Below are 15,655 nucleotides of genomic sequence, written 5' to 3' on the forward strand. Positions count from 1 at the left end.
GGGCAGCATGTGGCAGCAGAGTTTTGTTAACAATATGAGTTCGCCGGACGCTTACAAAGGACCTGGTATCAGTGCCAGAATATTGACTGTTCCTGCACTTTCACCGCACTGGAAAGCGTGGAGAAGATAATCATGAAACCCAGCCGGACAAAAGACGCAGAACGCCTACCAGAACCACCGGAAAGAAAACCGCAGGTTCTGGGGCGCTATGGCTCAAACAGCAATCTGTCAAAGCGTCAGCAGATCCCCGTATGAAAATACAAAACTCACACTCCCCGGCCACCGCGCCGGGATTTTTATGCCCTTTCTCTGGCTGGCCTGTCGTTCTGTGTCAGTGCATGACTATGCCGCATGAAAACGCATGAATTTATGCAACTGATTTCCCCCGCCTGAGACCAGTAGCAGCCTGCGCTGAGACCCTTCATGCAGGCGCATGAAAACCACTCCATAAAGCGGACAGGCGTGGCGGGGGTACGAGCGCGCGCAGCGAGGTTTATATCTTTTGTAAAACGGCCTCGAATTCCCTTTTTAAATCCTCAAACTTTTCAATTAACCGCTCTAAATATTCTGAATTTCGGTATTGAAGAAGAGCATTCGTAAAGTCATTTAATGAGGCGTCATTTTCCAAAATCTTTTCGTCCAAGAATTTTTTGTATGAAATACAACCTGATTCATTATCTAATGAATCACCTATATATTTTTGCTCTAGAGACCTAATGACCGGGAAGCCTAATGAGTTATGCCTTAGCTCAATAGATACATTCTTTATTAACTCAGTTATTAGTATTTCATCTTTGGTTGGAGAAAAAACAGACAAATCCCTATTCCTCCTGAATAACTCAGCCCAACATAGATATTGGCAAATATAATATCTAGTACTATCAAAATAATAGACATCAGATGTTAATGGATGATTATCTTTAATGTATAACAGCCTCCCTAAAACCCCATTAGCAGCACTAAGCAGGGTTAATCCCCACCTGCCAACTTCAAGTTCCTTAGCTTGTTTCAAATTATAAGCACGCTCTTCTTGACTTCTCCTCAATTCACTTTCAAACTTTAGCTTGCTTTTATAAGATTCAATCCCTCTCTTGTCCACGTGATTTAAAAAAAGCTTACAAATAAACCCTATTATTGCCAAGGAAACACTTGAAGAAATAAGTCCCTCCCAAAAAACACTCATTTCTCACCTCGCTCTAAGAGAGCATTAAAATCAAAACCAGGAGGATTGTGTTTGATCACATCAGATACTAATCTAAATGATCTAAATTGAGCCTCCCTCAATGCAGAGATATCTAAACTAGTCGTTAATATGCAATGATTTTCACCGCCTTTAACATATATCTTATTTGATATAGTACTACTTGTTGGTTGTATAACACATGAACCTCCATAATGGGATGTATTTGATTGGGCTACATAGCAATGTAAATCCCTAGCCGCCGCTTCAGTAATATGCTGATAATAGTTTATATCTTTGTTCCAAACACAAGCAAATAAAACATCAAGTTGAGATCGGAAAAGAGCTCTATGCTCAATATTAGCAAGTTCGAAACAATTATACGTTGAAAAAGATATACCCTTCCATTTCACTAAATGATAGCGTTGTTTATGGACTTTGGGCTCCCCTATTTTTAGCCTTAAAGATCTTAGCATTTCAACCTCACAAGGAGCATAGTGATTTTTTATTCTAAACGATAGCAGGCTTGACTTATGTTTATAGTGAGTAGTGTATGGCAACATCTCAACTAATATGTTACTTGCGCAGTTGTTTATAACCCAATGCTCAAGACCAAAAATGAATGCCATCTGTTTACGCCTAGAATGTGCAGCCATAAATGGCAACCACGAAACAGGTATTGATAACTCAGGAAGTAATAAAATCTGGACATTTTCTTCCGTCGCCGAATTTAAAATCTTATAAAGATTTCTCTGCCTCTCATAGCTTAAATTTGGAGATTGATCTTCCCTACAAGCACTTTCTATTGAATGTCTTTCTACTTTCATATTAGCAAGAGCAATTTTAACTTCCTGCCCGCTATACTTCCGGCTTACATCAACTCTAATTTCTAATGCTTTCTTGTTCTTTATTTTTTTTACGACGCAATATTTGGAATGATGCTCATTAGAGGCAGTAAATTTGTTCAATTTTTTTCTATGAAGCGCATCAATTAAATCGAACAATTGTCTTTCATCGGCATGGATATAACGAGGCGTTCTATCAAGCTTTCTATCGACCAACTGCATATTATTTATTTTTTTATATAATTCCTCCTCAGTCAGATCTCCGTCATAGCTAGTATAGTTGGCCAATGGCCAAGATACTAGATTATGCCGAATCATATTACTATCTCGGAATCGTCTAACTAAATCAGACATCTTAGGGTTTTGGCTAAGAAGCGACTTAATACTCTCCAATGCTTTATTGTCAGAAGTCTCGTCACCTAAAATAACATTCAAATCTAATAACGCAACATTAAGGCATAGTGATATATCAATATACTCATGCATACAACTTACAAGCTTTAATGTTATTAGGTCTTTCGCCCCCGTCAATCTCATCTTATTTATAGTTTCATTTATTTGTTTATAAAACGAAACAGAAAACCCATACTTTTTGGTTATTAAAGTATATGAAAGCACTTTTTCCCATAACCTACTAAATCTGAGACAATTCTCACCTTTAAAAAACATCGTTATTTGCTTTAAAGTGTTCTCACTCGATGGTAAATTGCAAAGCCTATGCGCCATTATATGAGATGATATATATTTTGATAGTTCCGCTTCATTTTCCGCAAGTCCTACTATGCTTCTGAATTTATTTGCAGAACCATCAAATAGAATATCATATGCAAATTTATCTAGGTCGTTTGATATATGTTCATCAGGTAAAAACCTAAAAGCGCTACTTCTATTTTCAATTTCCTGTTTGAAAATTTGCAGCCCCGCGAGACTATGTTCTTTATTAAAATAATGAAAAATAAGTTTATCTTTTTGAACAGGCAACCCGTGATATTCTTTAGTTAAAGAAAAATCATTAAATTCTTGGCTTGTCAGTTCTATGAAATCACCAAGAGTATTATCAATAAATTTTATGACTTCATCACCTTGACTATCAACATCAATATTTGGAGATGAAAACACAAAAAGAATGTCATCCACATACCTCCCATAGTAAGAGGGATTTATTTGTGATTTAATATCATTATCAAAATCCATCAAATACCAATTGGCTAGTACCGCAGAAGAGGTAAAACCAATTGGGATACCCTTTTCAACTGAATATGGGTGTGTCTCACTAATATAAGGAGATATTTTATCTCTATACTTTTCATGCATAGATCTTAATTTTTCATTAAGAAAAAATGAAAGATCTTTAGTTCCATCTAACTGCTTTTCTTCAATGATAGTTTCGATATCATCAAAATTAATATCGATATTGTAGTAGAACCCTTTAAGATCCAATGAGAGGATAGCAACATCGTTTTTATCCTTTTCGATAACATCGATGGCTTTATCGATACCACCATCACGCCATCGATTATAATTTTCAACATATCTTTCAAAGAGGTTTTTTTCTGTCACCCTATTGAAAGATTCAGAATTTTTTGAATATTTCTTGATTGTATTTGATATTCTATTTCCATATACCGAACTTGAAAATATATCATCAAGCATTGAGCCGACAAAGATTGACCATAGCGTCTCGATTAAATATATTTCAACAGGTGCCACAATCAAATAATTGACTGAAATGACCGAATACTCGGCTGTAGTTTTATTATTACTTAAAAAAAGAGCGCCGCTATTTTGTTGAACACCCAAATGGCTATCAATCTTTTTTGGCAAAATACCCACATCAATTTTATTCAACCATTGTTCAAAATCATTTTCATTCTTATTATTAAAAAAATTAACGACCTTGTTTATCTTTCTATCAAAGTTAGTGTTTTCGAATCTGGCAATCTCAGATTTTAAATAAAAATTTAAATTTTCATAGTATGCATATGACTTGAGACAGTTATACGCACTAATAACTACATCCTTTGTTATCATAATTCACCATTCCGCTGCGTGATTTTTTCAATAATTACTTTAGCTACATTTTCCTACTACAATCTATAATATCTTTAAATTCGTCATCCAAGTCTTTTCGCAAAATCGTATGGTGTAATATTATCGATACGATTTTCATCTAAATAATCAGCCCACCACTGCACCATCAATCTCCGCTCATCTAAATGCTCAGAAGTGTGAATATATGCTGCACGTACATTATTACGCTCTGAATGACTCAATTGGCGTTCTATAGCATCATCACTCCATAAACCCGATTCCCCCAGCGCGCCGCGCGCCATCGTCCTGAATCCATGCCCACAGACCTCTGTTTTCGTATCATAGCCCATAGTACGCAACGCACCGTTTACTGTGTTTTCACTCATGACCTTCGTTGCGTCGTGATCTCCCGGAAAAAGTAGCTCTTTATCACCACTGATTTGCTTAAGCTGCTCTAACAACACTACAGCTTGTCGACTAAGCGGAACTATATGTTCCTCTTTCATCTTCATGCCACGATGGGAGTAACGCACACCTTTAATTTCTTCCCGTTTTGCTGGTATGCGCCATATTGCTTTTTCAAAGTCGAACTCATCCCAGCGTGCAAAACGTAACTCACTGGAACGAACAAAAGTGAGTAAAGACAGTTCTACGGCAATCCGGGTCATCATCCGGCCACGGTATGCCGCAAGGCGAGCAAGAAATTCAGGGAACCGGCTGGATGGTAGAGCTGGATAGTGTCGCGCTTTGGTTGTTGATAAAGCACCGATCATATCAATAGCGGGATTAGATTCAATATAATCGTTCTGCACGGCATAGCGCATTATCGCCGTAACACGCTGCTGAAGACGCTGAGCGACATCATGCCTGCCACTGGCATCAACGGCCTTAATAGGTGCTAAGAGCTGGCTGGTTTTCAGTTTACAAACATCTGCCGAACCGATATGAGGGAAAATATACAATTCAAGATAGCGCAGGATCCGGGAACGATGGTCATCACTCCAGCGCTTATTACTGGCATGCCATTCGCGAGCGATCGTTTCAAAAGTGTAGGCCCCCGCATTTTCAGCCTGGGCTTCTTTCTGTTCAGCTTTGGGGTCAATCCCCTGCCCTAATATCTTTTTAGCTTCATCACGCTTAGCACGTGCCTCAGCAAGCGTTACTGTCGGCCAGACGCCAAAGGCAAGGCGGTCCTCTTTTTTGTCGGCAGGACGCCGGTACTTCATGCGCCAGTATTTAGATCCTTTGGTGGACACCTCAAGATACAAACCGCCACCGTCGGCCATTTTATAGTTTTTTTCTTTGGGTTTTGCAGTTTCGACCTGACGGGCGTTGAGCTTCATTTGGGGGCACATTTTCTATCGAAGTGAGGATGCCCCCAATTATGCCCCCAGCAATGTCCGGATTGCAACGGATGTGCCCGGACGAATTTGGAGCAAAAAAAAGCCTTTCGCCTTTTTTTCAGTAACTTATGGACTGTTACGGACGTTCTCAAACATACTTATGGTGCCGAAGGCCGGACTCGAACCGGCACGTATTTCTACGGTTGATTTTGAATCAACTGCGTCTACCGATTTCGCCACTTCGGCACTGAAGGGGTTGCGGAAAACGTTGGGGATTATACCGTTACCCTTCGTTTCCGCAACCCCTATCCGCTGTCTGGCGTTCGACTGCTGAAAAAAACGTCTGTTCGTCTGCCGTTGCCCGTGTCGTTCCTATTGTTCCCGCCCTTGCGCTGGCAATCTGTCTGTTGTCTGAGAGGGAAAAATTCCGTTGCAGCATCAGGATAGTTTGCCTACCCTGGTTAATGACCCCACGACCGGGAATGCGCATTCGCCAGGACTAATCTCAAAGAAGGCTCCGGGTGCCGCTGTCGATAGGCATCCGGGGAACTCCCCCGTTATCATGTAGTCTGATGGTGGAGAGCGAAGCGCAAGGTCATTGCACTGTGCTGCGCCGGATAACACAGAAAGGGTATATAAATGAAAGCAGCATCTCAGATGATTTTGGCTTTAACGGTTTCTTCTTCTCTGTTCGCGGGTGTGGCCTCTGCGGCCAGTTGGCAGGATCAACTCAGCAGCGCGGCAAATTCACTCAGCCAGAATTCCAGCGCGGCGTCCACGGCTCAGAGCGGCACGTCAATAGAATCGCTGACCGGTTTGCTGAACGGCGGCAATCAGTCGCTCAGTTCCAGCAGCATGACGAACGCCGCCGGGGTGCTGCAATATTGCGTACAGAACAACGTTGTCGATAGCAGCGCCAGCTCGGTCAAAGATCAACTGATAAGTAAGCTGGGCCTGACGGATACCAGCAAGGCACAGGAAACCGCTGACTACAAACAGGGTCTGAGCGGGTTGCTGAACACCGGCAATAACCAGCAGATAAACCTGAAGAGCCTGAGCGATACCGCTCTGGGTAAAAAAGTTAAAACCAAAGCCTGTGATCTGGTCCTGAAACAGGGTAAACAGTTTATCTCTTAATCCATGGTGAGGCTGTCCCCTCATCTGCTTTCCGCGAGCCAGTGCGGGTCAGTGGCTCGTTTTTATCTCCGCGACGTGTTTAAAAAGGTTCAAACAGTGCGCCGATTTCCTCTTCGCTGAATTTGGCGGCGACGGCCCCGTCTTCCGTCAGGATACTGTGCGCCAGACTGGCTTTTTTCTCCTGCAACGCCACGATTTTTTCTTCGATACTGCCCGCTACCACCAGTTTGTAAACGAAGACGGTTTTGTCCTGCCCAATACGGTGAGCCCGATCCGTCGCCTGGTTCTCTGCTGCCGGATTCCACCAGGGATCGTAATGGATAACCGCATCCGCCGCCGTCAGATTTAAACCCACCCCTCCCGCTTTCAGACTGATCAAAAACAGCGGAACCTCCCCGTTTTGAAAACGAGCCACCGCAGCCTGGCGGTCACGCGTTTCTCCCGTTAACATTACATAAGGAATTTTCAGCTTATCCATCGCCTCAGCTATCAGCGTTAACATCTCAGAGAACTGAGAGAACAGCAGAATTTTACGCCCTTCAGCGATCAGTTCTTTCACCATCTCTCTGAGCATATCCAGCTTAGCCGACTCGTTGACTTTCTTCGCCCCGGGCAATTTTACCAGCCGTGGGTCACAGCAGACCTGACGCAATTTAAGCAACGCATCCAATACTACAATATGGCTGCGCGCCAGGCCTTGCTCCGCAATCGCCTCGCGAATTTTCTGCTGCATGGCCACACGCATCGCCTCATACAGATCACGCTGCGCCCCTTCCAGCCCGACACTTCTCACCATCACGTTCTTTGGCGGCAGTTCTCCGGCGACCTCATTTTTGCTGCGTCTGAGCATAAAAGGACGGATACGCCGGGCCAGTACAGTTCTTTTGAGCTGATTACCTTCTTTTTCAACAGGCGTTCGCCAGCGCTGAGTAAACTCTTTCGCTGAACCTAAAAACCCGGGTAACAAAAAGTCGAACTGTGACCACAGCTCGCCCAGATGATTTTCCAATGGCGTCCCCGTCAAACACAGGCGATGGCGAGCCTGAATGGCGCGGATGGCCTGCGCCGCCTGAGTACGACTGTTTTTGACATACTGCGCCTCATCGAGGATCAGCAAATGATAATCCACCGCAGCCAGTGCGTCGCGATCACGCCAGACCAGCGCATAGGTCGAAAGAATCACATCAAAATCAGCCAGTCGGTCAAAGAACGCCGTTCGCTGCGGACCATTTAACGCCAGCACGTTTAAACCGGGCGTAAAACGCGCCGCTTCATGTTGCCAGTTATACACCAGCGTGGTCGGCATCACGATCAACGCGGGTTTATCCAGTCGGCCAGCCTCTTTCTCCAGTTGAATATGCGCCAGCGTCTGGATGGTTTTTCCCAGACCCATGTCATCGGCCAGCACCCCGGATAAGTCATGTTGCCGCAGATACTGCATCCAGCTCAGCCCCTGTAACTGATAGTCTCGCAGTTGAGCATTAAGACCGGCAGGCGCCTCAACGGGTTGTAATCCCGTCGCCTGTTGCAACCGCCGGGCCAGTGAGAGGACCGCGCTTTCACCGTTGAACTGCCATCTTCCACTGTCTTCCAGCGTGGCCAGTCTGCCGGCATCCCACGAGGAGACCCGCAGTTTATCCGACTCGCTGCCAACAATCAGATCGACTAAATTACTCACCAGCCCTTTCAGACGCTGCGCCTTGATCAGCACTTTCTCCCGACGTTCGGTGTACAGCATGATCGCTTCGTCATCCGGGATAGCGCTGATGTCACCCAATCGCCAGCGTAAATCGCGCTTAAACAATTCGCTCAGCATTGGCACCAGGCTGACCACGCGCTGGTTAATCAGCACCCCCATTTCAACATCGAACCATCCCTCACTGTCCAGGGTGACGCTGCCGTCAATCTGGTCAATAACGGTGAAATTGAAACTGAAATCGGCGTCCATCTCAATCCGCCACCCCTTTGCACGCAGCTTTGGCAGCGCTTTATGGATGAACTCCAGCCACGAGCCCGGATCGTTAGGGTCGTTGACGGTGTAAAACTTTTCCGGCAACACTTTTCTCTGCGCGGGGGAATAATCCGTCAGGCGGGCCATGTTCAGTCCGGCTTTCTGCAACTGACTCAGGAAGGTTTTTTCCAGCGCTTCTGCGCGTTTCAGCATCACTCTCTCACCTGAAGGGCTGGAAAAGCTCTTCTTCGTGCTTCCCGCTTCGACGGCGATCCCCTCGTAATCAAAGCTAAATTTTGCAAAATCGACGGCCAACTTCTCAATGATGTAATGGCGAATATTGTAATGTTCAAAATACTGTGAGCTGAGCTGCAAACAGGGAACAGGCTCGGCATCAATGTGCCGGATGGACGCTTTTTCCAGCCAGGGCGGTGCGGGTAATTCCGCCGCGCATTCTTCGAATACCTCCGCCACCCACTCCGCATCTTGCTGGCGGATAGTCGGGACAGCAAGAAAGTCCTGCAACTGGCTGAACGAAAGGTCCAGGGTTAGCGGGCCTATTTCGCCCGCGGAACGATCGAGATAACAGGGAGGATCAACGAGGATCAGCAGATCCGCGGGCGGTTCAATCGCCAGAGAAGCCTGCAATAAATCATTTTGCAACGGCTGCCAGCCCGGTAAGGCCTGACGCACAGCCCCTGTCTTAAGCCAGATAACTTCCGTGACTGGCGTTAAAATATCCTCCGGCATCACCACGCAACGGTCGGTCGCCAGGATTTTATCAAGGATGCGGGCGCCGTTTTTTCCCTGTAGCGGATAACTGGCGTAATTCACATATCCGGCCGTGCTTAACAACATTTGCAGGATAATCAGGTCATCATCAGTGATAAACGCCGGTCGTCTGGTCACCGCAGCCCTGGCATTACTCCACTCGCTGTCAAATTCACCGATGTCGCCCTGCTTATTCAGTTTAGCCTTCAGAAAACGCACCTCCACCCCATCTTGGTAAGGGGCCTCCGCCAGACCATAAACCAGTGCATGCGTCGGTCGCTTCGTCGCTTTGGCCTGCCTGCCGCGCTGCTGTCGAAAACGCTCAGCCCACTCCACCAGGGCATAATTGATGCCGCCCTGCGTCATCTCCGCAGCTCTGGCAAGCCAGGTCAGCGCCAACGCCGCCGCATGTTTACACTGCCACTGCACCGGGCAGGAACACTGCCCGGAAAGCGTGAGACCGCCGTACATCGACGTAACGTGAACATACACCTGATAATTCTGCCTGGCCGTGCCTTTGACTGTACCGCTGATCCATGTACGTTCCGTCACCATCTTGCTGAAGGCACCGATATAGGGTTGTGCTTTCACCACCGTCTTACTGCCAAAATCACGCGTGACATCGGCAGAAGTAAACTCCCAGGGTTTCATTGGCTCCAAATCCTTTCACTGGCTTGTCCAGGAACCACTGTCATAGTGATTCATTTTATTACCCGTCCACCATCAATTTAACGTCCGCCGCCCTGATTGGCGAGTCGAATCGCACTGCAACAAACCGCGTCCGGCAACTGACGCTGGCAGTAACTGGCGTTTGTGGCCTGAAAGATAACGGCTATCGCGTGTCCTGGTGCACTCCGAAAAAGACGCCGCCGCCTCGCGGAACGCAGCCAGGGGCTGCTAGTATTACAAGATCCATTACTTTTTCACCGACTTACGGGGATAAGACACATGACCGAGCCACTGCTCATCGCGCAAACGACGGATATCGCGCTGCACCTCCTGCCAGGAATGGCCAACCGTCACGGTTTGATTACCGGAGCCACCGGAACCGGCAAAACCGTGACACTGCAAAAGCTGGCTGAGCGGTTTTCAAATATCGGCGTGCCGGTGTTTATGGCCGATGTGAAAGGCGATCTGACCGGTATCGCCAAAGAAGGCAGTGCTTCCGACACGTTGCTGACCCGTCTGGCGAAAATGGGTGTCACTGACTGGTCGCCACAGAGTAATCCGGTGGTGCTGTGGGATATTTTCGGTGAAAAAGGCCATCCCATCCGCGCCACCGTTTCGGATCTGGGACCACTGCTGTTGGCCCGTCTACTTGATCTGAATGAAGTACAAAGTGGCGTACTGCAGATAATTTTCCGCGTGGCTGACGATCAGGGCTTACTGCTACTGGATCTTAAAGATCTGCGCGCCATGACGCAGTATATCGGCGACAACGCCAAATCTTTCCAGACCCAGTATGGCAATATCAACAGCGCCTCGGTCGGCGCAATCCAGCGCGGCCTGCTGTCGCTGGAGCAACAGAGCGCCGAATACTTTTTTGGCGAACCGATGCTGGACATCAAAGACTGGATGCGTACCGACAGCTCGGGTAAAGGCGTTATCAATATCCTCGCGGCGGAAAAACTGTACCAAACCCCCAAACTCTACGCCACCAGCCTGCTGTGGATGCTCTCTGAGCTCTATGAGCAGCTACCGGAAGCCGGCGATCTGGAAAAGCCGAAGCTGGTGTTCTTCTTCGACGAAGCGCATCTGCTGTTCAGCGATGCACCGCAGGTGCTACTGGATAAAATCGAGCAGGTTATTCGCCTGATCCGATCCAAAGCGGTCGGGGTGTATTTTGTCTCACAGAATCCGGCGGATATCCCTGACTCGGTGCTCGGCCAGTTGGGTAACCGTGTGCAGCACGCCTTACGCGCTTTTACGCCGAAAGATCAGAAAGCGGTGAAAGTCGCCGCGCAAACCATGCGCGCCAATCCAGCGTTTGATACTGTCACCGCCATTCAGGAACTGGGCACGGGTGAAGCCTTGATCTCCTTTCTCGATGAAAAAGGCAGTCCTTCGGTCGTGGAACGCGCCATGGTGATTGCGCCATGTTCACGCATGGGGCCGGTGACCGATGATGAGCGGAATGGCCTGATCAACCACTCTCCGCTCTCTGGCAAATATGAGGAAGCGGTGGATCGCGAATCCGCCTTTGAAATGCTCAGCAAAAGGGCGCAGGGAGCCAGCGAAGAAGCCAGTGCACCGCCGGTCAAAGGCAATAATAATGCCGCGGGGGATGACGACGGCATCCTCGGCGACCTGAGAGATATTCTGTTTGGTACCACCGGTCCACGTGGCGGCAAGCATGACGGCGTGCTACAAACTGTGGCCAAAAGCGCGGCGCGGCAGATAACCAACCAGATTATCCGTGGCCTGCTGGGCAATATTAAGGGCGGGCGCCAAAACTAATCTGCTATTAATAAACGTCATCCGTCGCCAGCCCATGCAGCAGAAAACCGCGAAAAGTGTTTTTGCACCATCGCGATGAACGCCTCTGCAGCGTGATGTCGCCAGGGACAGGCGCATCATGAGGAATAGCAGCCAATACGTCCGTCACGTGAAGGATAGCAGGTCAATGGATAAAGAAACTGAACTTCGGCAGGCCAAACGTCTGCCGCTACTGCTGCTCTGCGGTGCGGCACTGGTCTTTATCGCCACCATACTTTATCCGTTGTGGTGGCCAGCCAATACCTTGATCAGTGCGTTAAAGTCGGTATCGGAAGCCTCAATGGTTGGCGCGTTAGCCGACTGGTTTGCGGTCAGCGCCCTGTTTCGCCGGGTGCCGATCCCGCTGGTTGGCCGCCATACCGCGATTATTCCCCGCAACAAAGATCGCATCGCTGAGAACCTGGCTCTGTTCGTACAGGATAAATTCCTCACTACCGAAGCGCTGCTGGCGCTGATCCGCCGCCATGATCCGGCGAAGATCATCGCTGGCTGGCTGAGCACGCCAGCCAATGCGGCCAGGCTCAGCGGTTATCTGCTGAAAATCATCCGTGGTTTTCTTGATCTGGCAGATGATCAGCGCATCCAGGCGTTTATGCGTCGCGCTATCCACCAGGCCATCGATAAGGTTGATTTATCGCAATCGGCAGCCATGGTGCTGGAAAGCCTGACCAAAAATAACCGTCATCAGGCGCTGCTGGATGATGCCATCACTCAGTTGCTGCATCTGGTCAACAAACCCGGCACCCACGAATTTATCGCCCGGCAGGTGATCCGCTGGCTGAAGCGCGAGCATCCCATCAAGGAAAAAATGCTGCCGACCGACTGGGTCGGCGAAAAAAGCGCCGAGCTGGCGACCAACGCGGTGAAGTCGATCCTCAACGATATTGAACAAGACGGGACACATGAGCTGCGACACGGCTTTAATCGCGCGGTACAGCGGCTGATCAACCAGTTACGTGAAGATCCCGCCATGCAGCTAAAAGCGCAGGAGATCAAAGATTATCTCAAGCAGGATGACACGCTGAATAGCTATATTGGTCAGTTGTGGGGCGATCTGCGCGGCTGGCTGAAAGAGGATCTGGCTAAGGAAGACTCGCGACTGCATACCAAAATGAGTGCAGCCGGACTGTGGCTGGGGGAAACACTGATGCAGGATACACCACTGCGCGCCTCGCTGAATCAGCATCTGGAAGAGGCCGCCGCCAGCACTGCGCCAGAGTTCGCCACCTTCCTCAGCCGCCATATCAGCGATACGGTGAAAAGCTGGGATGCAGGCGATATGTCGCATCAGGTCGAGCTGAATATTGGCAAAGACCTGCAACGGATCCGCCTCAACGGAACCGTCGTGGGCGGCGTTATCGGGCTGATGTTGTATTTACTGTCGCTGCTGCCGCAGGTAATGACGCTCTGGGGATAAATGCCGGAGTCACTCCGGCACACACTTAACGCCGCTTCAGCAACATATACACGCTGATGGCAAAGAACGCGGCACTGGGCAACAGCGCCCCCAATATCGGCGGAATGTTATAAACCAGACTTAACGGACCAAAAATCTGATCCAGCACATAGAACAGGAAACCAAAGCTGATCCCGGTTAGCACACGCATTCCCATCGACACGCTACGCAGCGGCCCAAAAATAAACGATAGCGCCATCAACATCATTACCGCCACCGACAACGGCTGGAAGATTTTGCTCCACATATTGAGTTGATAGCGGCCTGAAACCTGACCACTCTGCTTGAGATATTTTATGTAATTGTTCAGGCCTCTGATCGACAGAGCGTCGGGATCCAACGCCACCACCCCCAGTTTGTCCGGCGTCAGCGACGTCTTCCACTCGCCGGTCAACGTCTGACTGCCAGTTATCTGTTTAGGGTCGGTCAGTACGGATTCATCCACCTCTGACAACTCCCACAACTTCTTATCCGCGTTATACGTTGCCGAAGCCGCATAACGTACCGATTGCAGGCGCCGTTCCTTATTAAAACTGTAGATGCTGATACCACCCAAATCGGTGTTGTCCTTCAGCCGTTCGATATAGATAAAATCATCGCCGTCCTTCGCCCACAAACCGTTTTGCGTGGAAAGCAACGATTCGCCCACCAGTTGCTGCGCACGATAATTACGCGCCATCTGCTCACCCTGCGGCGCAACAAACTCACCGATGATCATGGTCAGCAACACCAATGGGATCGCGGTTTTCATTACCGAGGCGGCGATCTGCATACGCGTAAAACCGGAAGCCTGCATTACCACCAGCTCACTACGCTGAGCCAACATCCCCAATCCTAATAAAGCCCCTAACAGCGCGGCCATCGGGAAGAAGATTTCAATATCTTTCGGCACACTGAGGATAGTGTACAGCCCGGCGCCCATGGCCGTGTAAGCCCCCTGGCCCGTTCTGCGCAACTGGTCGACAAACTTGATGATGCCGGACAGCGACACCAGCATAAACAGCGTCGCCATGATGGTGTTAAAAATGGTTTTACCGATGTATCTGTCGAGTACGCCAAACATCAGACGACCCCTCCTTTGCGAAAGCGAGCGCGGATCCGTCGCATCGGCACGATATCCCACAGGTTCAGCATCACCGCCAGCACCAGATAAACAATATTCATCCCCCACATCCAGATGGCCGGGTCGATACGGCCTTTCGCGCCACTGGAACGAAACGAACTTTGCAGCAGGAAGAAGATCAGATACAGCAACATAGCCGGCAGCATTGACAGCACTCGGCCCTGACGCGGGTTCACCACGCTGAGCGGCACCACCATCAACGCCATGACCAGCACCGAGAAGATGAGCGTCAAACGCCAGTGTAACTCGCTGCGAAAATCCGCTTTGCTGGAATGAATCAACGTATTGAAATCCATCTGCTCAGCATCGTTCGGGTCCAGCACCACTTCCTGATGACCAATGATCGCCTGATAATTTTCAAAGTCCGTGATACGGAAATCGCGCAGCATCGCCGTCCCTTCAAAGCGAGTGCCTTTATCCAGGGTCACCACCTGAGAACCGTCCGCCCGCTGAGTCATATGGCCTTTGTCCGCCAACACCACTGACGGACGGGCATTGCCTTTTGTCCGCAGTTGCGCCAGGAAGACATTGCCAAAATTATTGCCTTTGACGTTTTCAATAAACATCACCGACTGCCCATCGCCAGACTGCTGGAACTGTCCTGCCGCCAGCGCCGCCGCCCCAGGGTTAGCTTTAGCATTTTTGGTGACCTCGTTCTGATAACGCGCCGACCACGGGCCCAGCCAGGCGACATTTGCTGCCGCCGCCATAGCGGTAAACAGCATCAGCACCATCGCCGCCTTCACCAACACCGCTTTACTTAAGCCGCAGGCATGCATTACGGTGATTTCACTCTCGGTGTATAACCGACTAAGCGTCATCAAAATCGCTAAAAACAGACTGAGCGGCAGGATTAGCTGCGCCATCTCCGAAAAACCCAGCCCCAATAATGTCAGAACTAAATTTGTTGGAATCTCACCATCCGCTGCCGCACCTAATATCCTGACTAACTTCTGACAAAAAAAGATCAGCAGCAGGATGAAGAGGATAGCCAGCTGGCTTTTGAGCATTTCCCGAACCAGATATCTAATGATGATCACGCTGAGTACGCCTGTGAAAACTTGTCTTTTTGCAGGAAAATCGCTAGTTTCATCGCTTATAAGCCATTTTTTCTCATCAATGGCTCCCGTCATAGCTAAACTAGTATGACAACTATCGCGTTCTGGTGATGCACAAAAATCGTTTATCCAAACGAAAAACCATCACCGAAACTAAATCTGACGCCCGTTATTGTTACGCTAACGACGTGTTGCTCCGGCATTATGCGGTCAACAAGCGCCACATTCTAGCCGCAGCAAGCGCCGTTGTCTTTAAGATTCAGG

9 protein-coding genes, 1 tRNA gene and 1 pseudogene are annotated in these 15,655 nt (G+C 48.6%); 4 read left to right on the plus strand and 7 right to left on the minus strand.

Features of this window, described 5'->3' with window-relative positions:
• Positions 1 to 42: 42 nt before the first annotated feature.
• Positions 43 to 255 (plus strand): annotated as a pseudogene (locus EH228_RS16505) (ogr/Delta-like zinc finger family protein); the annotation flags it as partial.
• Between the two features lie 238 nt (positions 256 to 493).
• Here the strand turns inward: EH228_RS16505 and EH228_RS16510 are convergent.
• The 4 genes from EH228_RS16510 to EH228_RS16525 all read right to left on the minus strand — a co-directional run bounded on the left by EH228_RS16510 (position 494) and on the right by EH228_RS16525 (position 5,645).
• Complete coding sequence (locus EH228_RS16510) at positions 494 to 1,183, minus strand: hypothetical protein (RefSeq protein ID WP_152322717.1); 690 nt, start codon at positions 1,181 to 1,183, stop codon at positions 494 to 496.
• Entirely contained in the window at positions 1,180 to 4,056 is a 2,877-nt protein-coding gene (locus EH228_RS16515; protein ID WP_152322718.1) for an RNA-directed DNA polymerase, read from the minus strand. The genes EH228_RS16510 and EH228_RS16515 overlap by 4 nt, the downstream gene beginning before the upstream one ends.
• An 83-nt stretch (positions 4,057 to 4,139) precedes the next feature.
• Positions 4,140 to 5,399, minus strand: coding sequence for a tyrosine-type recombinase/integrase (locus tag EH228_RS16520; RefSeq protein ID WP_152322719.1), 1,260 nt, complete (start codon positions 5,397 to 5,399; stop codon positions 4,140 to 4,142).
• 161 nt (positions 5,400 to 5,560) lie between these two features.
• Positions 5,561 to 5,645 (minus strand) — tRNA-Leu (locus EH228_RS16525).
• A gap of 393 nt (positions 5,646 to 6,038) precedes the next feature.
• On the opposite strand from EH228_RS16525, the gene EH228_RS16530 reads away from it, so the two are divergent.
• Positions 6,039 to 6,536 carry a YjjA family protein gene (locus tag EH228_RS16530; protein ID WP_152322720.1) on the plus strand — a complete coding sequence of 166 codons (498 nt, stop codon included), beginning with the start codon at positions 6,039 to 6,041 and terminating at the stop codon, positions 6,534 to 6,536.
• Positions 6,537 to 6,615: 79 nt separating this feature from the next.
• Here EH228_RS16530 and EH228_RS16535 read toward each other — a convergent pair whose 3' ends face one another.
• Positions 6,616 to 9,909, minus strand: coding sequence for a DEAD/DEAH box helicase (locus EH228_RS16535; RefSeq protein WP_152322721.1), 3,294 nt, complete (start codon positions 9,907 to 9,909; stop codon positions 6,616 to 6,618).
• Positions 9,910 to 10,206: 297 nt separating this feature from the next.
• On the opposite strand from EH228_RS16535, the gene EH228_RS16540 reads away from it, so the two are divergent.
• Positions 10,207 to 11,715, plus strand: coding sequence for a helicase HerA-like C-terminal domain-containing protein (locus EH228_RS16540; RefSeq protein WP_152322722.1), 1,509 nt, complete (start codon positions 10,207 to 10,209; stop codon positions 11,713 to 11,715).
• A 166-nt stretch (positions 11,716 to 11,881) separates the two neighbouring features.
• The gene (locus tag EH228_RS16545; RefSeq protein ID WP_152322723.1) at positions 11,882 to 13,171 is read left to right on the plus strand and encodes a DUF445 domain-containing protein; all 1,290 of its coding nucleotides are present in this window, start codon (positions 11,882 to 11,884) and stop codon (positions 13,169 to 13,171) included.
• 25 nt (positions 13,172 to 13,196) lie between these two features.
• Here the strand turns inward: EH228_RS16545 and lptG are convergent, their stop codons facing one another.
• Positions 13,197 to 14,273: an LPS export ABC transporter permease LptG gene (lptG, locus tag EH228_RS16550; RefSeq protein WP_152322724.1), complete on the minus strand. Its 1,077-nt coding sequence runs from the start codon at positions 14,271 to 14,273 to the stop codon at positions 13,197 to 13,199.
• Positions 14,273 to 15,373: an LPS export ABC transporter permease LptF gene (gene lptF / locus EH228_RS16555; protein ID WP_152322725.1), complete on the minus strand. Its 1,101-nt coding sequence runs from the start codon at positions 15,371 to 15,373 to the stop codon at positions 14,273 to 14,275. The genes lptG and lptF overlap by 1 nt, the downstream gene beginning before the upstream one ends.
• Between the last annotated feature and the right edge of the window lie 282 nt (positions 15,374 to 15,655).

Origin of the sequence: Erwinia endophytica, from assembly GCF_009295515.1 — a bacterium.
Lineage (GTDB): Bacteria > Pseudomonadota > Gammaproteobacteria > Enterobacterales > Enterobacteriaceae > Erwinia > Erwinia endophytica.

Excerpts from the sequence above, each read along its gene's own strand:
- EH228_RS16515 (WP_152322718.1), bottom strand. The coding sequence starts at position 4,056 with ATGATAACAAAGGATGTAGTTATTAGTGCGTATAACTGTCTCAAGTCA.
- EH228_RS16510 (WP_152322717.1), bottom strand. The coding sequence starts at position 1,183 with ATGAGTGTTTTTTGGGAGGGACTTATTTCTTCAAGTGTTTCCTTGGCA.
- EH228_RS16545 (WP_152322723.1), top strand. The coding sequence starts at position 11,882 with ATGGATAAAGAAACTGAACTTCGGCAGGCCAAACGTCTGCCGCTACTG.
- EH228_RS16535 (WP_152322721.1), bottom strand. The coding sequence starts at position 9,909 with ATGAAACCCTGGGAGTTTACTTCTGCCGATGTCACGCGTGATTTTGGC.
- EH228_RS16540 (WP_152322722.1), top strand. The coding sequence starts at position 10,207 with ATGACCGAGCCACTGCTCATCGCGCAAACGACGGATATCGCGCTGCAC.
- EH228_RS16520 (WP_152322719.1), bottom strand. The coding sequence starts at position 5,399 with ATGAAGCTCAACGCCCGTCAGGTCGAAACTGCAAAACCCAAAGAAAAA.
- EH228_RS16530 (WP_152322720.1), top strand. The coding sequence starts at position 6,039 with ATGAAAGCAGCATCTCAGATGATTTTGGCTTTAACGGTTTCTTCTTCT.
- lptG (WP_152322724.1), bottom strand. The coding sequence starts at position 14,273 with ATGTTTGGCGTACTCGACAGATACATCGGTAAAACCATTTTTAACACC.